The organism is Mesorhizobium sp. WSM4830 (assembly GCF_055811495.1).
On sequence record NZ_JBVVQI010000019.1, the window covers coordinates 54898 to 72312 of the forward strand.

16 protein-coding genes, 2 pseudogenes and 1 riboswitch are annotated in these 17415 nt (G+C 59.1%); of the genes and pseudogenes, 8 read left to right on the forward strand and 10 right to left on the reverse strand.

Annotated features, from left to right (window positions below; all coding sequences use genetic code 11):
- Nucleotides 1–13: 13 nt before the first annotated feature.
- A riboswitch (TPP riboswitch) is annotated at nucleotides 14–130 on the forward strand.
- A gap of 102 nt (nucleotides 131–232) precedes the next feature.
- From thiC to AC0L2Y_RS22650, 6 genes are read left to right on the forward strand one after another with little or no spacing between them, the layout of a single operon-like run.
- On the forward strand, nucleotides 233–2068 hold the full coding sequence (gene thiC / locus AC0L2Y_RS22625; protein WP_473559603.1) for a phosphomethylpyrimidine synthase ThiC: 1836 nt from the start codon (nucleotides 233–235) through the stop codon (nucleotides 2066–2068).
- Nucleotides 2065–3066 carry a glycine oxidase ThiO gene (gene thiO / locus AC0L2Y_RS22630; RefSeq protein WP_473559604.1) on the forward strand — a complete coding sequence of 334 codons (1002 nt, stop codon included), beginning with the start codon at nucleotides 2065–2067 and terminating at the stop codon, nucleotides 3064–3066. The genes thiC and thiO overlap by 4 nt, the downstream gene beginning before the upstream one ends.
- Nucleotides 3035–3232 (forward strand): sulfur carrier protein ThiS, encoded by a 198-nt coding sequence (gene thiS, locus AC0L2Y_RS22635; protein WP_473559606.1) that lies wholly within the window; start codon nucleotides 3035–3037, stop codon nucleotides 3230–3232. The genes thiO and thiS overlap by 32 nt, the downstream gene beginning before the upstream one ends.
- A gap of 1 nt (nucleotide 3233) precedes the next feature.
- Entirely contained in the window at nucleotides 3234–4007 is a 774-nt protein-coding gene (locus AC0L2Y_RS22640) for a thiazole synthase (RefSeq protein ID WP_473559608.1), read from the forward strand.
- Nucleotides 4004–4609, forward strand: coding sequence for a thiamine phosphate synthase (locus AC0L2Y_RS22645; RefSeq protein WP_473559609.1), 606 nt, complete (start codon nucleotides 4004–4006; stop codon nucleotides 4607–4609). Before AC0L2Y_RS22640 ends, AC0L2Y_RS22645 begins: the two co-directional genes overlap by 4 nt.
- Nucleotides 4600–5412, forward strand: a complete 813-nt coding sequence (locus AC0L2Y_RS22650; protein ID WP_473559611.1) for a hydroxymethylpyrimidine/phosphomethylpyrimidine kinase — start codon at nucleotides 4600–4602, stop codon at nucleotides 5410–5412. The genes AC0L2Y_RS22645 and AC0L2Y_RS22650 overlap by 10 nt, the downstream gene beginning before the upstream one ends.
- A gap of 594 nt (nucleotides 5413–6006) precedes the next feature.
- On the opposite strand, the gene AC0L2Y_RS22655 is transcribed toward AC0L2Y_RS22650, so the two are convergent.
- From AC0L2Y_RS22655 to AC0L2Y_RS22670, 4 genes and pseudogenes are all read right to left on the reverse strand, one after another.
- Complete coding sequence (locus AC0L2Y_RS22655; RefSeq protein WP_473559613.1) at nucleotides 6007–7920, reverse strand: acyltransferase family protein; 1914 nt, start codon at nucleotides 7918–7920, stop codon at nucleotides 6007–6009.
- 367 nt (nucleotides 7921–8287) lie between these two features.
- A pseudogene (locus tag AC0L2Y_RS22660) lies at nucleotides 8288–8490 on the reverse strand (aldose 1-epimerase family protein); the annotation flags it as partial.
- Between the two features lie 178 nt (nucleotides 8491–8668).
- Entirely contained in the window at nucleotides 8669–8815 is a 147-nt protein-coding gene (locus tag AC0L2Y_RS22665) for a hypothetical protein (protein ID WP_473559615.1), read from the reverse strand.
- A 223-nt stretch (nucleotides 8816–9038) separates the two neighbouring features.
- Nucleotides 9039–9248 (reverse strand): hypothetical protein, encoded by a 210-nt coding sequence (locus tag AC0L2Y_RS22670; protein ID WP_473559617.1) that lies wholly within the window; start codon nucleotides 9246–9248, stop codon nucleotides 9039–9041.
- Between the two features lie 497 nt (nucleotides 9249–9745).
- On the opposite strand from AC0L2Y_RS22670, the gene AC0L2Y_RS22675 reads away from it, so the two are divergent.
- Both AC0L2Y_RS22675 and AC0L2Y_RS22680 read left to right on the forward strand, forming a co-directional pair.
- Nucleotides 9746–10498 (forward strand): carbonic anhydrase, encoded by a 753-nt coding sequence (locus AC0L2Y_RS22675; protein WP_473559619.1) that lies wholly within the window; start codon nucleotides 9746–9748, stop codon nucleotides 10496–10498.
- 181 nt (nucleotides 10499–10679) lie between these two features.
- A complete protein-coding gene (locus tag AC0L2Y_RS22680; RefSeq protein WP_473559650.1) occupies nucleotides 10680–13211 on the forward strand; it encodes a two-component system VirA-like sensor kinase in 2532 nt (843 codons plus the stop codon).
- Nucleotides 13212–13347: 136 nt separating this feature from the next.
- On the opposite strand, the pseudogene AC0L2Y_RS22685 reads toward AC0L2Y_RS22680, so the two are convergent.
- From AC0L2Y_RS22685 to AC0L2Y_RS22710, 6 genes and pseudogenes are all read right to left on the reverse strand, one after another.
- A pseudogene (locus AC0L2Y_RS22685) lies at nucleotides 13348–13470 on the reverse strand (IS630 family transposase); the annotation flags it as partial.
- 38 nt (nucleotides 13471–13508) lie between these two features.
- Nucleotides 13509–14549, reverse strand: a complete 1041-nt coding sequence (virB11, locus tag AC0L2Y_RS22690; RefSeq protein WP_473559620.1) for a P-type DNA transfer ATPase VirB11 — start codon at nucleotides 14547–14549, stop codon at nucleotides 13509–13511.
- A complete protein-coding gene (gene virB10, locus AC0L2Y_RS22695) occupies nucleotides 14533–15672 on the reverse strand; it encodes a type IV secretion system protein VirB10 (protein WP_473559622.1) in 1140 nt (379 codons plus the stop codon). The genes virB11 and virB10 overlap by 17 nt, the downstream gene beginning before the upstream one ends.
- Nucleotides 15669–16550, reverse strand: a complete 882-nt coding sequence (locus AC0L2Y_RS22700; RefSeq protein WP_473559624.1) for a P-type conjugative transfer protein VirB9 — start codon at nucleotides 16548–16550, stop codon at nucleotides 15669–15671. Before AC0L2Y_RS22700 ends, virB10 begins: the two co-directional genes overlap by 4 nt.
- Nucleotides 16547–17260 (reverse strand): type IV secretion system protein VirB8, encoded by a 714-nt coding sequence (locus AC0L2Y_RS22705; protein ID WP_473503219.1) that lies wholly within the window; start codon nucleotides 17258–17260, stop codon nucleotides 16547–16549. The genes AC0L2Y_RS22700 and AC0L2Y_RS22705 overlap by 4 nt, the downstream gene beginning before the upstream one ends.
- Nucleotides 17257–17415: a type IV secretion system lipoprotein VirB7 gene (locus AC0L2Y_RS22710; RefSeq protein ID WP_473503217.1), complete on the reverse strand. Its 159-nt coding sequence runs from the start codon at nucleotides 17413–17415 to the stop codon at nucleotides 17257–17259. Before AC0L2Y_RS22710 ends, AC0L2Y_RS22705 begins: the two co-directional genes overlap by 4 nt.

Here is a 17415-nt window from a genome sequence, read left to right on the forward strand (position 1 = left end):
CCGTTCAACCTGAAGCATTCACCAGGGGAGTCCCGGCAAGGGGCTGAGATACTGCTGGCTTTCGCGGCGCAGTGACCCGTTGAACCTGATCCAGTTCATACTGGCGTAGGGACGGTGCAAGCGCTTTGCGGGAGTTTACGCCCGAGGTCCTGTTTCGGCAGGTCAACAGAAGCGTCTTTTCATCCTTCCGGCACAGAACTGGATCTCCAATGCTTGAGCAAAGGAGCCTCAGATGAATGCCCTCACTCCCGCCGTCTCGACGGGACCGTTGCCCGCCTCCCGGAAAATCCACAAGCCCGGTGCCATCCACCCGCAGATCAGGGTGCCGATGCGCGAAATCTCCGTCCATCCGACGGCCGACGAGCCGGCCGTCACCGTCTACGATCCGTCCGGCCCCTACACCGACCCGACCGTCGAAATCAGTATCGAAAAGGGTCTTGCCCGGCTTCGTCACGAATGGATTTCAGCGCGCGGTGATGTCGAGGCTTATGAGGGCCGCCACATCCGGCCGGAGGACAACGGATTTGCGGCGGGCGAGCGCCTGACGCCGGAGTTTCCCATTCGCAGCCGGCCACTCAGGGCCAAGCAGGGCAAGGCGGTGACCCAGCTTGCCTATGCGCGCGCCGGCATCATGACGCCTGAAATGGAGTTCGTCGCCATCCGCGAGAATCTTGGTCGTGAGATGCTGCGCGGCAAGCTTGAGCGCGACGGCGAGGCATTTGGCGCCGCTATCCCCGACTTCGTCACACCGGAATTCGTGCGCGAGGAAGTGGCGCGCGGACGGGCGATCATTCCCGCCAACATCAATCATCCCGAGAGCGAGCCGATGATCATCGGCCGCAATTTCCTGGTCAAGATCAACGCCAATATCGGCAACTCGGCGGTCACCTCCTCGATGGCCGAAGAGGTCGACAAAATGGTCTGGGCGATCCGCTGGGGCGCCGATACGGTGATGGACCTGTCGACCGGCCGCAACATCCACAACATCCGCGACTGGATCGTTCGCAATGCGCCGGTGCCGATCGGCACGGTGCCACTTTACCAGGCGCTGGAAAAGGTTGGTGGCATCGCCGAGGACCTGACCTGGGAGGTCTACCGCGACACGTTGATCGAACAAGCCGAACAGGGTGTCGACTATTTCACCATCCACGCCGGCGTGCGGCTGCATTACATCCCGCTGACCGTCGACCGGGTCACGGGCATCGTCTCGCGCGGTGGCTCGATCATGGCCAAATGGTGCCTGCACCATCACCGCGAAAGCTTCCTCTATGAGCATTTCGAGGAGATCTGCGACATCTGCCGCGCCTATGACGTGTCCTTCTCGCTCGGCGACGGCCTTCGTCCGGGCTCGATCGCCGATGCCAATGATGCGGCGCAATTCGCAGAGCTGGAGACCCTCGGTGAGCTGACGAAGATCGCCTGGGCCAAAGATTGCCAGGTGATGATCGAAGGCCCTGGCCACGTGCCTATGCACAAGATCAAGCAGAACATGGACAAGCAGCTCGCCGTCTGCGGCGAGGCGCCGTTCTATACGCTTGGACCGCTGACGACCGACATCGCGCCGGGCTATGACCACATCACCTCAGGTATCGGCGCTGCCATGATCGGCTGGTTCGGCACAGCCATGCTCTGCTACGTCACGCCGAAGGAACATCTCGGCCTTCCCGATCGAAACGACGTCAAGACCGGCGTGATCACCTACAAGATCGCGGCTCATGCCGCCGACCTGGCTAAGGGGCATCCGGCGGCGAAGGTCAGGGATGATGCCCTTTCGCGCGCTCGCTTCGAGTTCCGCTGGGAGGACCAGTTCAACCTGTCGCTCGATCCGGAAACCGCGCGGTCCTTCCATGACCAGACCTTGCCCAAGGAGGCGCACAAGCTGGCGCATTTCTGCTCGATGTGCGGGCCGAAATTCTGTTCGATGCGCATTTCCCACGACATCCGCGGCGAGGCGCAGAAGGAGGGCATGGCGGCGATGGCGGCGAAATATCGCGAAGGCGGCGATCTCTACGTGTCCGCGGATGAGACCGGCGCATCGTTTATGCCGGAGGCGCATGAGCCGTCATGAGGGTGCTGGTCAAAGGGGCGGGTGTCGCCGGCCTCACCGCTGCCTTCGAGCTCGCCACGCGCGGCGCGGCGGTGACAGTTGCCGAGGTAAGAGATGCCCTCGGCGGCAATGCGTCGTGGTTCGCCGGCGGCATGCTGGCGCCCTGGTGCGAGCGTGAAAGCGCCGAGCAGTCCGTGCTCGATCTCGGACGCAACGCCGCGGACTGGTGGGATGCGGCGACGCCTGACCAGCTCACACGGGCCGGAACAATGGTTGTGGCCGCGCCTCGTGACAACGGCGAACTCGAGCGGTTCGCCAGCCGCACCTCGGGGCAAAAGCGCGTCGATGAAGACGAAATCGCGTTGCTGGAGCCCGACCTCGCCGGCCGCTTCCGTCGTGGATTGCTCTTCCCCGACGAAGCCCATCTCGACCCGCGCCAGGCGATGGCGGCACTGCATGACAGACTGGCAGAGATGGGCGTCGAGTTCCGCTTCGGCGCCGACGCCCGGCTTGGCTCCGGTTTCGATCGCCGGATCGACTGCACGGGGATTGCCGCCGTCGACGACCGACTGCGCGGCGTTCGTGGCGAGATGCTGATCCTGCGCACGCCGGATGTCTCGCTCTCGCGCCCGGTCCGGCTGCTTCATCCGCGCTTTCCGCTCTACGTAGTGCCGCGAACTGACCACCAATTCATGGCCGGCGCGACGATGATCGAGAGCCAGTCCGCTGGACGGGTCACGGCGCGTTCCATGATGGAGCTTTTGAGCGCGACCTATACCCTCCATCCGGCCTTTGGTGAGGCCGAGATCGTTGAAACCGGTGTCGGCGTCCGTCCAGCCTTTCCCGACAATCTGCCGCGTGTCGAAGCACGCGGAAACACCGTCGCGATCAACGGGCTTTATCGCCATGGCTTTCTTCTCGCTCCCGCCATGGCGCGCCAGGCGGCCGAACTCGTCTTCAGTCATGACAAAACCTTGGAGCTCGCCAATGAAACTAATCGTCAACGGCCAAGCGCTTGAGATTGACGCCTCAACGCTGGCCGAACTGCTTGCCGCGCTCGACTACGAAGGCGATTGGCTGGCGACGGCCGTCAACAGCGACCTCGTGCACAAAGCCAACCGGGCGGAGTTCCAGTTGAGCGACGGCGACCGGATCGAAATCCTCTCACCTATGCAGGGAGGCTAGCATGTTCGAGCTTCTCGGGACGACGCTTCCCTCTCGGCTGTTTCTCGGCACGGCTCAATATCCATCGCCCGCCATCCTTGCCGATGCGGTCCAGGCATCGGGCACCTCGGTGGTGACCGTATCCCTGCGGCGTGAGATGGCCGGCGGCAGGGACGGCGAAAAGTTCTGGTCGCTGATCCGCTCGCTTGGCACAAGAATCCTGCCCAACACGGCCGGCTGCCACTCCGTCAAGGAAGCGGTCACAACGGCGAGAATGGCGCGCGAGGTGTTCGCGACGACCTGGATCAAGCTCGAGGTGATCGGCAACCACGACACGCTGCAGCCTGATGTGTTCGGCCTGGTCGAAGCTGCCCGCATCCTGTGCGAGGACGGCTTTTCGGTGTTCCCCTATACCACCGACGACCTTGTTGTCGCCGAGCGGCTGCTGGAGGCGGGCTGCAAGGTCTTGATGCCGTGGTGCGCACCGATCGGTTCCGCTCTCGGACCGATCAACATAACGGCTCTGCGCTTGATGCGCGGACATCTCCCTGGCGTCCCGCTGATTGTGGACGCTGGCCTCGGGCGGCCGTCGCATGCGGCAACCGTCATGGAAATCGGCTTTGACGCCGTGCTCCTGAACACGGCAGTCGCCAGGGCGGCCGATCCAGTCGGCATGGCGCGCGCATTCGGCAAGGCAGTCGAAGCCGGCCGCGAAGCCTTCCTTTCCGGAATGCTCGAACCGCGCGACGTCGCCGTGCCATCGACACCGACGATCGGCAGGGCGGTTTTTTCATGAAGCTCGATCCCTTCTACCTGATCGTCGACAGCGCTGCCTGGATCGAACGGCTGGCGCCGCTCGGCGTCAAGCTGGTTCAGCTTCGTATTAAAACCATGGACGAAGCCCGGCTGCGCGCGGAGATCCGCAAGTCGAAGGCCTTGTGTGCCCAACATAAAAGCCAGCTCATCGTCAACGATCATTGGCGCCTGGCAATCGAGGAGGGCTGCGACTTCGTGCATCTCGGCCAGGAGGATCTGCAAACCGCCGACCTCTCAAGGATACGGTCAGCCGGTGTCAGGCTCGGGTTGAGCACGCATGATCATGTCGAGCTGGCAACCGCCATTTTTGCCGATCCCGACTATGTTGCGCTGGGTCCGATCTATCCCACCATCTTGAAGAAAATGAAGTGGGCACCGCAAGGGCTAGAGCGAATCAGCGAGTGGAAGCGGCGGGTGGCGCCAATCCCATTAATCACTATCGGCGGCCTCAACCCTGGCCGCCTCGACGGCGTCTTTGGAGCCGGCGCCGACAGCGCGGCAGTGGTCACGGACATCGCGTTGAGCTCCGATCCCGAAGCGCGCACCAGGGAGTGGATCGAAAAGACGGACCGATGGCGATGAGACGAGAACCGCATGTGCTTGTCGTTGGGGGGTCGGATTCCAGCGGGGGTGCTGGAATAGCACGCGATATCGAAACGATCGCATCCATTGGCGTGCGCACCTGTCTGGCCGTCACTGCGCTAACGGTGCAAACGCACGACGCCGTGATGGAAATTCATCATTCTCCACCGAGCCTGGTCGCCGATCAGATGCGCGCCGCGCTGCGGGCCAACAATGTGGCGACCATCAAAATCAGCATGCTGGCGAATGCCGATATCGTTGTTGCCGTTGCCGCTGTGCTGCGCAAATACCCGCAAGTGCCGGTAATACTCGACCCAGTGCTGGCCTCCACCTCAGGCCGGGCGCTCCTAGAGGCAGGCGCTATCGCCGTGATGAAGCGCGATCTGATGCCGCTTTGCTGCCTTGTCATGCCAAACCTTCCCGAACTGGCACGCCTTATTGGCTCCGAACTGGCAGTGGATGAGGACGGTGCACTCCAACAGGGACAAAGATTGTTGGCCGCCGGCCCTCAGGCCCTGCTGATCAAGGGTGGGCATGCCTCGGGACCCCGATCGACCGATATTCTATTGCGCTCCGATCATGAACCCATCTACGTCGATACACCGCGCCTTGCCGCATCGATGCGCGGAACAGGTTGCATGCTGGCCAGCGCGATTGCGGCGCATTTGGCGAAGGCGAAGCCGCTCGAAGACAGCGTGCGCGAAGGCAAGCGGTTTGTTTTCGAGAAGCTGCAGAAGAAGGCGGCCACCGCGACAGCGGCTCACTGGCCCAGGTCTATGAACGTCGTTCGCGACCGGAGGTAGCGGTGCTGACGCACCAAAACGTGCGGTTCCTGACGGAGCAGGCGCGAGCTGCGCGTTCGCGCTTTAAGGTCGGCGAGGGCTACACGTACTGACCTCGCTCAGGCCGACGCTTCGCGCGGCTCTGCCGCGGCGCAATTGGCCGCTGCCCGTGAGCAGCTCCTGGTGAGCGTGGCAACCTATCGTCAGATCGTCGGCCAAGAGCCGGGGACGCCCCTGCTCGGATCGGTGGAGTACATCTGCAGAGTTAGACGCCACCAGCTCTTAAGGAAGCGAGATCGTCTGACCACCGGCCTTTGCAGTAGGTGCTTTGAGCCTTGAGAAGCTTCCGTTTACCCATCGCTCGACTCGGTTGCACAACCACGGGCCGGGAGCTTTGTCGAGTCGGGCGGATGAATGAGATCGCGCAAACCTGTCTCGGCCCGCCGAGCCGCCGAATCCACCCAGTGACGGTAACCCGATGAAATCACCCACTTCTTTTTGGAGCGGACACTTAGGTATGGTAACAATTCGACCCCAAGTTGCGGGCTTATTGGGAGCATTCCAATGTCTGAAGCCCAAAAAATAGTCTTGAAACAGTATTCATTTCGAAAATGCTCAACGAGCAGCCCTGATCAGCCTCTCAGCAAGCCTTGTCTTTTGAGCGATGATCTCTGATCCTTCATAGGAAAGGTGGCCGCTGTCTCGGTAGAGAAATTTGCCATCGATCTCGGTTCTGCATTTTGTGTCGTCGCAGAGAAAGTCGTGGTAAGAGACAACCTCTACGTCAGATTTCACAGCCACTTGGTTCAAGAGCTCAAGAGTGCGGGATCTCATCCGGCGGTAATCGGTGACATAGATTTCGCAATCACTGTGCCGCCCGAGCATAATATTTCCTCTCACCTTTCGCTCAAGGCAATCGCCGATATCGAAGCCTGCGACTGGTGGGGGAGCAACTACGACCACTCGCCTGCCCAAAGCGCGAACGGCCTCGATGAGAGACTTGATACCCTCAACGGCTCCATCTACCGAAGTGTCAACTTCCGTGAATGTCCCATCACGCCTCTTAAGCAGCATGAAGTCTTTGGAGTCAGGGGCGTCAAATGGGCTCGAAATGACAACGGTCTTTATCTCCGGCCGATTTTTCAGGATACCCAAAACACTGTCATTGAAGCGAATACAGTCCTCAGCGAAGGAGGGAGACGCTGCGCGATTGAAGGCAGCAACGCCGATGGCGGGGAAGCACCCGCTCATCGTGAGCTGAGCCAGGCCGGCCTCTCCGATCGTCTTGGCCAAGCCGGGAACCAGTGCCATGGCAAATGAATCGCCCCAGACCAGCAATTCGGGCCTGTCCGTCGTCTGGCAGGCCTCCGGAATGGCCTGGGGAGGCGATCCAGATGTGAGATCACATGCCCTTGCCAGGCCGTAATTGATGCGTCGGCTCTCGGAAAAGCCAACCCTACTTTCGGCTGCGCCAATGTCGACTGACAGTGCGAAGCCGAGAAGAACCGTTGCGGCAACGAGTCCTGAGGCCATCCGTCCACGAGATGCGAAGAATCCCTGCCGGAACGGCTTTTCCACGAAACGGTGAAGAACTAAGCTTGCTACAACTGAGAAGGCAACTGCCGCATAGATCGCAAGCGCGGGAGGGTCTGCCAGCCAAGCAGCCCGCACATATACAAGCACCGGCCAATGGACCAGATAGAGCGAGTACGAGATATCCCCGATCCTTGCCATGCTTCGAACCGCCACATTATCCCTGCTGTGCGACAGCAGGAGGATCAGGGTTGCCAAGCAAACCAAAGCGGCATCCACGATCGGGTTCTGCGAACCAAGCCCAATGGGAATAAGGAGGATAAGCACGAGCGCCGGGAGGCGCAGCGCCGCAAACTTGGCCCCCACGCGAGCGCTGGCGGGAAGCAATGCCCCGAGCGAACCAATTGCTATTTCCCAAAAGCGGGTCGGCAAAAGATAAAATGCAGCGTATGGGTGACGAATGGCCACGTAGAGACACAGTGCCAGGCTGGCAACCAGAAGCAAACTAACCGCTGTGAGCCGCCATCTCTTGGGAGCCAAGGCCAAGAAAGCAGGAAGCAGCAGATAACACTGTTCTTCGACAGCGAGCGACCAGAAATGCAGGAGAGGCTTGGTTTCGGCGGATTCGCCGAAATAGTCCGCCTGAGACCAGAGAACGATGTTGCCGGTGAATGTGAGCGCCCCGAGGACCTGACTTCGGAACTCCCGCAGCCCCACATCTGACAGGAAAAAGGGTGCAGCGATCGTCGTGAGCGCAATGACCACATAGGCCGCGGGCAACAGGCGCTTCGCACGACGATAATAGAATTCCCAATAGCTGAACCGTGACTGCTCAAGCTGGGTCGCGATGAGGCCGGTGATCAGAAAGCCGGAAATTACGAAGAAAATATCAACGCCGAGATAACCAAACGGCGCGATTTGGGTATGATAAAGGACAACCAGAAGGACAGATAGACCCCGCAAGGCCTGGATATCGGCTCGAAAGTCTCGCGGCATAGAAGACCTGATGAAATTCCCGGTTTAATGGATGAACTGAGGCCTCGCACCAACGATGTGAAAATGGTGCCCTTCTCGAATCATCCGCTGGATCGATTTCGGCCGATCTGCCGCACTCGCCCATAACATAACTAAGAAAGTTGCCGGCAGCGGGTGTCGGCGTACTTGCTTTCGGTCAATTGTTGTTCTTCTAATGGAGCATGCCCGCTAATTCGTAAAATCGATTAGTTGAATGCCATACATCCAGGCTATGGATCGCTTGCACGCGCCTTTGGCTCGACGCTTGACGGAGGGCAAAAACTTACGGTGACGCAAGCAGTCGGCAACCTCCCCTTGGCTTGGCACCTAACGGCAAGAATGCGCCGGCCTTGTCGCGCGCGAAGCCGTGCTGCGTCATCGGATAGGTCTGCCCGCGGTGACGCAGTTGATCGCCCTTAGCCGGCCGACAATCGGAAACAGCACCGGAGGTTGGCGCCGCCAGGCCGGCCCGGCCTGCCACAGGAACTCAAATCCTTGCGTACCCTGAAGCGAAACCAGTTCGGCATCCTGCCCGACGACGGCCGCGAGCAAGCCTGCGCGGTTTCGGACCCAAGGTCTTGCATTCGCATTGGCACCTCGTCGGGCAGTTTATCGGCCATCGCGTGTGCGTAGACCAATCCACTTGTCCTTGACCTCGTTGTAATGTTCTTCCGGCCTGTATTTTGTCACCTGCAGGTTGAGACACTCGGGCCGATACGTGACCGATTGTCTATAGGATGCCATAACTCGCCATCACCACCACGTCGTGTTCGGCTTCGGCCTGATTGATCTTGCCGGTGATGACTGCGGCCTGGGCGTTGGGAACGTCGAACGTGGTGCGCTGGCCGACATCGCGCTCCTCGACGACGCCATTCAAGGCAACCTGCGCAGTGGCAATTAGCTGCCTGCTGGCCGCTAGGGTTTGCCGGGCTGCGGTGTACGTGGTCTATGCTGCAGTCACTTGCTGACGCACCAGATCGCGGCCGACGTCGGTATCGGTCCGGGCCTGATTGAGCGATTCCTTGTTCCGTCGTGCAAGCGCCGAAGTGCGGCCACCCGAATAGATCGGTATGATCAATGTCGCACCGATGCTGGCTGAGTTAGTCGTGCCGTCCTACTGCCTGGCAATAGGCGAGGTGCTGCGACAGGCGCTCAAGACGCCAACTGAAGTGGAAAGCTGTGGCAGCAGCGGCCGATTTCACCCAAAACGCTGCCGCGTCGACCAGATGCTCCGAGGCGAGGATGGCAAGGTGCTCGCTTGATGCGGTCACGGTTGCCGCATCGAGACTCGCCGGCAACAGCTTCGACACGGGGCGGCCCTGAGCTGCTTGAGCAGGGCGAACGGTTCCATAGGAAGCCTGCCGAAGTGAGGCGTCCTCAGCAGTACCGCGGATTGCGCGTGAATGCATCCAAAACGTGAATGTTCTTAATTGAAGCAATCGATTTCTCTAGTCGACGGATGATGAATATGAAGGCGTCACGAGGCCGAGGATGCGATCTGGGATACCCAGGCAATCGGTGGTCGTGGAGGCAACAACCACGTATTCGGCGCAGATAGCTCGGACCATCTACCCGGTGAAAATGGCCGCTAAAAACCGCATACCGTCGGTGAGGACAACGAAGCTCAGCGGCGGTCCTGACGAGGATGTCGTCTATGCGCCGACGTGAAGCCCTCCGTGATGCGCTGTCGTATGCCGAGTTGTTCGGCGTAGTTGCGATGATGTTGCCACATCACAGTTGCGACCACAGTTCCCGCCATACCGGCCGCAAATGATAAACTCAGTTCACGTCCAGGAGCGAAAGCAATATGCATCGTCGTAATCTGATCAAAGGGTTCGTTGCACTCGGCGCGTGTCCCATTTGCGCTGATGCCGCGGGGGCGGCGGGCACCCATTGGGGATATGCCGGCCCAGCCGGGCCCGAACACTGGGGCGATCTGGATAAGAGAAATTTCGTCTGCTCGGCGGGCACGCAGCAATCGCCGATCGATATCAAGGGCGCGGTCAAAGCGGATATTCCGCACATCGCCATAGGTTGGCACAAGGGCGGCGGCACGATGGTGAACAACGGCCACACCATCCAAGTCAACCTGCCGCAAGGCAGCACCCTCATCCGCGGGGATCGTGTCTACGAACTGGTACAGTTCCATTTCCATGCGCCGAGCGAACACTACGTGGCAGGCAAGAATTTTCCGATGGAAGCGCATTTTGTCCATAAGGACACCGACAGCGGCACTCTGGGTGTGCTGGGCGTGTTTCTGGCGCCAGGCGCGACAAATGCCAGCTTCGCCAGCCTTGCCGCAGCATTTCCCGCAATCTCAGGGGAGGAAACAGCGGTCGACGAGGTCGACCCCAACGGGCTTCTACCAGCCTCACTTGGCTACTGGACATATGCGGGATCCTTGACGACTCCGCCATGCACCGAAAACGTCGAGTGGATGCTGGCGACGGAACCGGTTGAGGTCGACCCGGCAGACATGGAGCGATTTACCTCACTCTACCCCATGAACGCGCGGCCTATCCGTTCACCCAATCGGCGCTTCATCCTAGGCCTCGGCTGAGGTCCCGGTCACGGGCGAGGCCAGGCTGGCGCGCTATATCGACGTCTGATTCCCAACATCGCGAGGATGCGCTCTGCGTCGCAGAGGCCCTTGGGAGCTAATCCTCGTCCTGGGAGCGGATCAAGACCAACTGGGCGACGATCTTAAACCGTCTTATGAGGGAGAGGTACACCTGGCTTTCCTGTTCCAACAGCATCCGGCAGCACACCGAAGGGATGGGGAGCTAGAATTCAGATCGGACCTTCGCAAGGCGTGCACCGCGGATCAAACGCCGTTTCATTGGGAAAAGTGGCTCAGTACCGACAAAGTATTTGTATTCGCGCTAGCGGCCTCGCTTGTGCTCTTGGTCGGGACACAGAGGCAGGCCCCCCCGATCAACGAGGCGGTCCTAAGCGAGCTGCGAACGATTCAAATCAACTCCGCATTGCTCCAGCGCGACGTCGCCCGCGCTCGGACCGATATCGTATTGGACTACCGTTCGGTTGCCTCTACCGGCCAGGCATTGCAAAGGAATCTTACAAGCTTGCAAGGCCATCTCGAGATTTCGCCCGATGAGAGCTCCGGAGGGCACTCCAGATTGCTTGCACAGCTCAAAAAATCCATCGAACACACCGAGGCTGCCATCTCAGCCTTGGCCGCGCAAAATGAGCTTATGCAAAGCTCTCTCGCAGATTTTGCTCGCTCGGTTAATAGCCTTGAGGGGGCACCGTCAAGCCGGCTTGAACTTTCCAATCCGATCCTTCAGTTTTCGGCCAGACCGGCACTCAGCCTCGCATCACAGATCGATCGGTCTCTCGACCGACTTGCTCCGAGCCAGGACCAAGCCGCCGCGGATGTTGTCCGCAAGGGCCGCGCTGTCCTGTCGGCTATGTCTAGGTTGGACCGCGCTGCCAAGCGGATCGCATCCTTCGACACGTTCGCCAAGGCAGCTGAACTGGAGCGAGAACATCTGAAAGGCTACAGCTTGGCCAGTGCGCAAGCGCAGCATACGCGACTTTTCTTTGGCTCGTTGTCCATATGCCTCTGCTTGTTTGGGATCGTTCGGGCCGCCAGGCTGCATGTGCGGACGAAACGGTTGGAAAGGCGATTGAAGCTTGAAGCGGCAATGAGTGAGATCGAAGCTCGCTTCAACGACAGTCAAGCAACGGAGGCCTCGCGGCGCTTCTCCACCGAAGCAGCGCTTAGACTCGTTCAACGCGTCTTCGATGCGGATCAATGCGCGCTTGCTCTGGTGGATCCGAGTCTCACCAAGGATACCGAGTGCTTTGTGACGAACACGCGCATGCGCGTCTGGAACGCCGCGCTTATCGACGAAGTCGTCTCACTTATCCAGCCAGGACAGCCAGTGTTTCGCGTCGTTCCGGCACCGCAAGTGGTTCGGACCGCCGTAGGCACTTCGGGTGTTTGTCAAATTGTTGGTTGCAGGGCCTCCGATCAGCAGGCTGCGGTTTGCATCCTTGTTTTTGAAGGAGACCGCTCACTCCCCTCAGCAGACGACCTCCGGGTTCTTGGCAGCGCCACTGTGCGTTTAAGCAACCATCTTGAAATGCAACGTGTACACGCGGAACGCAACCTTCTCGTGAGTCGATGGGAGCATGCGGAAAGGCTGAGGACGGTCGGCACAATCGCAAGCGGCGCTGCACATGAATTCAACAATATTTTAGGAGCAATAATCGGCTACGCAGAGATAGCCATACGTGTTGTGCGCGGCCCCTCGAGAATTCGGAGCCACATCGGCCAAATCATCTTGGCCGGCAACCGAGCCAAGCTGATCGTTGACCAGATTTTGTCACTAAGCCGGAACCGGAAGCGCGCGGTAATGCCTTTCGATGTCTCTGAAATTGTCATGGATCTTGCGCCATTGCTGCGGGTTACAGTTCGTGCGGATGTTCAGTTGAACTTCAAGATCAACGAGTCGCAAACGGTAATCGAGGGCAGCCCAACCGAGCTACAGCAGATTCTTATGAATCTGTGCAAGAACGCGTCGGAGGCTCTCTTGAATGGGGGCCGTGTCGAGGTTAGCGTTTCTCGCGCCCACGTCCATCACACGAAGCCGCTGGCTCAGGGCACCTTGAGACCGGGAGATTACGTTCTCCTCTCCATCAGCGACGATGGCCCAGGGATCGCAAGCTCGGTACTTCCGCATATCTTTGAGCCCTTTTTTACCACGCGCGCTCGCGTCGGCGGGACCGGACTGGGTCTTGCTGCAGTGGACAGCCATGTGAGCGCGCTCGCGGGATGCCTTGACGTCACCTCGTCTATTGGCCGAGGTACTCGCTTCGACCTCTACTTACCCGCCTCCGAGGAGGAGCCAGTCAGAGCTGATATCGCTTTCGGCCAATACGATGGATCACTCGGCAACGGAGAAATCATTGCAGTCGTGGAGTCCGATCCAGCAACGTTGGAGATCTACAAGGACAAGATCGCCGCGCTGGGTTATAAGCCGGTCGGCTTCGCGAACTTCGAAAGTCTTTGCGACTGGATCGAGAGCGGGAAGGCAGCTGACCTGCTAATTATCGGTAAAACCCCGTTCCTCGAGCGAGGACAGGCCGAAGCCGTATGTCCCACCCTCATGACGGTGCCTATCATAGTCATTGGTGCAATCGACCCCATGCCGGTCACATCTGATAATCAGAGCTTCGTCCTTTGGCTAGCCAAGCCGGTCTCGTCCAGGATAATGGAGCATGCGATTCGTACGATGATGATGGCATGATAGCCGCCGTCGCGCTCAGGCTACCGAGGCAATCTGAGGAGGAGGATGGAATTCGCCAATACAAGTTCGTCAGGCGCTGTGGTCTGCGTCTGCCCAAGGAAATGGCTCCCCAACACGCAAACCTGCCGCCATGCTCGATGAAGGCTTCCTGCGCGACGAGGCTGGAAGCGCTGCAATGGCCCTGCGGGCGCGGCACCAACTCGCCGAGCTTCGCCCGCGCAATCCAGCGGATGGCGCTCGACACACCCACTCCAATCGTGCCGGCCGACTTATCGATCCCGAGACGTTGCTCTAGCCTCAGTGCTTGTTAAGAAGGTCGGCCGCTGTCTCTCCGCGTCGCCGGGCATCGGCGGCGAGCCATACCTCTCCCACCTCATAGACGTCCCCTTGGGTGCGGAACGGCACAATGACGTCAATGGCAGCCGACAGCATGTCAAGAAGCGTGCGGTCTTCCACAGCAGCTCCTTGCGGGCTGCTCTTGACGAGTGAAAAGAGCTTTTTAAAGCCTTGGACAGGATCAGCCCCGTGAATCGTTGATATTGATCCCGCATGGCCGGAGACGACTTCGCTAAGGTAGGCCCATGCAGCATCGTCGCGCATCTCACCGAGCAATATTCGATCAGGGCGCATGCGCAAGCTGGCTTGCAACAGTTGCTCTGCCGTCACCGCAGCTATGCCTGCCCGGTCTTTTGGATAGAGTAACCGGACATGGTTCTCGTGCGGGATTACAAGTTCGAGCGTGTCCTCGATAGTTATCAGCCTTTCTTGCAGGGGTATGGCGCTGATCAAAGTCTTGCTCATTGTAGTTTTACCGCTTCCAGTCTGTCCGCAAAGCAGCATCGTGAGCCGTCCCCAAACGCACGCTTGCAAAAATTGCTCCAAGTCACCATGGTCGTAGTGCTGAAGAATCGTTTCGTCCTGCTGCGCTTGGCGCTCTTTTCGTGACCGCCATTGATTCCAACGCGAGTATTCGTAGCGAGTTGAAACTTCCTTGAGTTCGGTCACACGACTTGAAGGACGCCGTATCGTCAGGCTTATTGTTCCTGAGGGGACAGCGGGCGGCAAACAGATCTGCAGCCGCTCTCCGTCCGGCAACTCAGTCGCACACAGGGGGCTTTGCGGTCCGACATCTTGCTTGCGCAGCGCTCCAGCGAGTATCGCGATGTCCTCCAGATCGTCATAAGATAGCGGTAGCCGCTGTTTCGTGAAAACGCCGGCCTGTCGGACAAAGGCTTCCCCAGGCCGGTTGATAGCGACCTCTTCGGTTCTTGGCTCCTCAAGCCATTTTAGAACGGGCTCGAGAAGCAAACGCAATTGAGGATCAGCCTCCGATCGCATTGTTGTCTCTCCTGCGTTCGCGATGTTGGGGGTTTGGCGCCGCGGCAGTCGCTCTAAGATCGTATACATCTGAGAAATCGAGGTCCCGAGCTACAAAGATGGATACAGCATCTCCCTGGTTTTTCTTCAGGGTTGGCGGAATGTTGACCGTCGCTCTCAGTGTCGTCTCGACGGCTTGTCCACCATTGCTCTGGAAGCTGTTGATGCCGCTTCCTCCGCCAGAGCTGGCCGCGTATTGACCGGCCGCCTGAAACGCGCCTTGGATGACGCTCATGAGAATCGCGCCGCCAAAGCGTTCCCGGAAGTGATTGTCCACCGTGCCAGGCATTCCGGAGCGGCCGAGCTCGTCAGCGCCCGGCGATGCTATCGAAACGAGGGCATGGTCAGGTGTTTCGATGCGCGTCCACAGCACGAAGACACGCGCATCCCCCTGCTGGAGACCGCGCTGGATTTCGCCAATCACGGTCGTCCCGCGGTCCAAGAGCACGACATTGTTGGTCGTGCCGCGGACGTCTTTAGGTAAGACGCACTTCACATAGCCGGGTAAATTTGTGTCGACTGCCGTCTGCAAAATGCAGGGAATGATCGTTCCTTGAGTAATCACGAGATCGGGGTGCGGCAAAAGTGTGGCCCGGCTCGGCTCCTGTATATCTGGCTTCAATCGGCCTGACAGATGGCCCTCGATTGAAATCTCATCTGCGGTCGCGGGAGCATCCTTATGGTTATCTTCGCTCCGTTGACCGTCGCCGTGCATCTGACTACTGCTACTGTAGGCGAAAATTGGTGTTTCCTCGGGCGGCGGATCAGCTGAAGCCGGGGGCGGCGTGGATGGCGCAGGATCTGCCGCCTGCGCCGCCTGTACGGGTGCTGGAGGTTCGGGAGCAATCTCGATTGGCACGGGGCGGTATGGCTCGGCGTTGGGGAAAATTGCCGGTTTTGGCTCAGATGGTTCGTCCTGTGTACTGGGACGACCTCCGAGCCAGATCAGCGATAGAGATGAGATAAGAACAAGACCAGCGACGGCCAATTTCTGCGATCCCGATAGATGCCGGCGGGCCGGCTCCGAGACCATCGATCCGGATGCATCGACATCATGTCCCGACTGTGGGCCGGTTCCATTCATCGGCCCGAGCCTTTCAGAAGGCGCCACACGTCGGGTCTCACTGTACCGGTCCCTGGCGCTCGTCCCACAGGATCATAAGCCCTGTTGAAAATGGACAAGACCGTATTGCCATCTCTCAGACGCCATTCCCGGGCGACTGCGGATACTTCAACATAGTCCCCTTTGACCGTGTAATTGGCAGCGGCTTCCTTGCCGTCGGGATTGATAACGTAGAGGGAGGGTATGCGCGAATTGCTTGCGAAGCCAAATACGGTCGTAAAGCCATTATCGAAAACTTCCAGCGGCGCCAGCGATCGATCGCCCTTTGCGACGTAGTGAAAATTGCTTTCGTCCGGACTGGCAGTTGCGGCGGGCCGATTCAACAAATCCTGAACTCTCTCTTGTTGCAGCACTTTCGCCCGGGCCTGACCAAGAATCGAGCGCGTTTCTGCTTCCTTTCTCTGGGCAGCAGCCTCATCATCGGGATAGGTGAACTGAACGCTGTAGTATAGGTCAGGTTGCTGCTCATCGAGTTTTGGCATCGCTCTCGTTGAAATACTGAAGACGTATCTCCGTGTACCCGACTCACTCTCGGCCAGCACGATGACCGGCTGCGGCGGGAGCATCCGGCTAGCCTTAAAAAAGAGATAGTTGGCACGTGGGAGCGCAGCTAGGTCTTTGCTGTTGGAAACGGCCACGGCTGCGACGGTCTCGTTGGCCGCGAATGTGACAACCAGCGTTGCCCCCACTGCGGTCGATAGGCGCACCACTTCGTCGGGACGGTAAGCCAGGTAGCGCATCCGCGCATCATGCTTGCCGGCAAGTGGCGTGTCTTCCGCGCACACCTCCATCGTTAAGAAAAGTGAACAGGCCAGCGCGAGAAACGCTCTTTTTGTCATGGCTGCACAATGCCCAGGTTTGACACGGTATCTTCCGAGGCTTGATAGGACGTGACGAGTAGACCTCCCGGATTGGTGAGCCTCGATTGGCCAGGCAGACCTGTCAGGCGCTCGTAGCGGATGGTTGCTGTCCAGGTGGTCACCATCGGCATCTGCCCATCGACAACAAGCGTACGTTTGTATCGGATCTGTTGAACGTCCGGACTGATGTCGTTTGAGGAAATATGCCCAACCTCGAACTTGCCGCGCTTGCCGACTGTGACTTGCGGCGAGGTGGGATTCGGATAGTTGAAGAAATCTTGATATTGCTGTCGCACAGCCGGTGCGCTGAAGCTGGATACGAGGTCATAGGCGTATTGGGCTGTATCTGCCGTGTAGCCTTCGCGCAGGCGTACATATTCCCACAGCGAAGCATTTATGACGGCTCGGTCTTGGGTTGCGGGCAGTTGAGAGATTGACACTTCGCTATCAACGGTCCCGTCTGGCCGTACCCAGAGAAACACAGGTACGAGCTTGGCCAACGGGACCATGGCAGCGATGGTAAATGCCTGGGCAACATTTCCTAGGACCGCCGCCGCCGCAAAGGCTATAAGGGCCTTTGACAGGCGCCGCGCAGACTTCGCTCGTGAAGTTTGAAACGCTTCCACCTCTTTGTAGTGGGCGGCTAGCGTTTCCCTCTCCACCAGAAGGGCATGTTCAGGAAACTTCACTTGGGCTCGTCCGCGCAATCGACCTGAAGATCCTCAGGGGTGGTTTCCCATTGTCCCACGTTCAGTTGGAATGGCGCACCCGCGCAGGTCGCAAGCCCATGGGTTGTCTTGCAGGCGGCCAAAGCTAGGATTGATAAAATTAGGCAATATTTCAT

Bases quoted from the DNA above. Each gene is read 5' to 3' on its own strand.
- virB10 (WP_473559622.1), bottom strand. From the start codon at position 15,672: ATGAATGGAACCGGCCCACAGTCGGGACATGATGTCGATGCATCCGGA.
- thiS (WP_473559606.1), top strand. From the start codon at position 3,035: ATGAAACTAATCGTCAACGGCCAAGCGCTTGAGATTGACGCCTCAACG.
- AC0L2Y_RS22700 (WP_473559624.1), bottom strand. From the start codon at position 16,550: ATGACAAAAAGAGCGTTTCTCGCGCTGGCCTGTTCACTTTTCTTAACG.
- AC0L2Y_RS22710 (WP_473503217.1), bottom strand. From the start codon at position 17,415: ATGAAATATTGCCTAATTTTATCAATCCTAGCTTTGGCCGCCTGCAAG.
- AC0L2Y_RS22655 (WP_473559613.1), bottom strand. From the start codon at position 7,920: ATGCCGCGAGACTTTCGAGCCGATATCCAGGCCTTGCGGGGTCTATCT.
- AC0L2Y_RS22675 (WP_473559619.1), top strand. From the start codon at position 9,746: ATGCATCGTCGTAATCTGATCAAAGGGTTCGTTGCACTCGGCGCGTGT.
- AC0L2Y_RS22650 (WP_473559611.1), top strand. From the start codon at position 4,600: ATGGCGATGAGACGAGAACCGCATGTGCTTGTCGTTGGGGGGTCGGAT.
- thiO (WP_473559604.1), top strand. From the start codon at position 2,065: ATGAGGGTGCTGGTCAAAGGGGCGGGTGTCGCCGGCCTCACCGCTGCC.
- virB11 (WP_473559620.1), bottom strand. From the start codon at position 14,549: ATGCGATCGGAGGCTGATCCTCAATTGCGTTTGCTTCTCGAGCCCGTT.
- AC0L2Y_RS22640 (WP_473559608.1), top strand. From the start codon at position 3,234: ATGTTCGAGCTTCTCGGGACGACGCTTCCCTCTCGGCTGTTTCTCGGC.
- AC0L2Y_RS22645 (WP_473559609.1), top strand. From the start codon at position 4,004: ATGAAGCTCGATCCCTTCTACCTGATCGTCGACAGCGCTGCCTGGATC.
- thiC (WP_473559603.1), top strand. From the start codon at position 233: ATGAATGCCCTCACTCCCGCCGTCTCGACGGGACCGTTGCCCGCCTCC.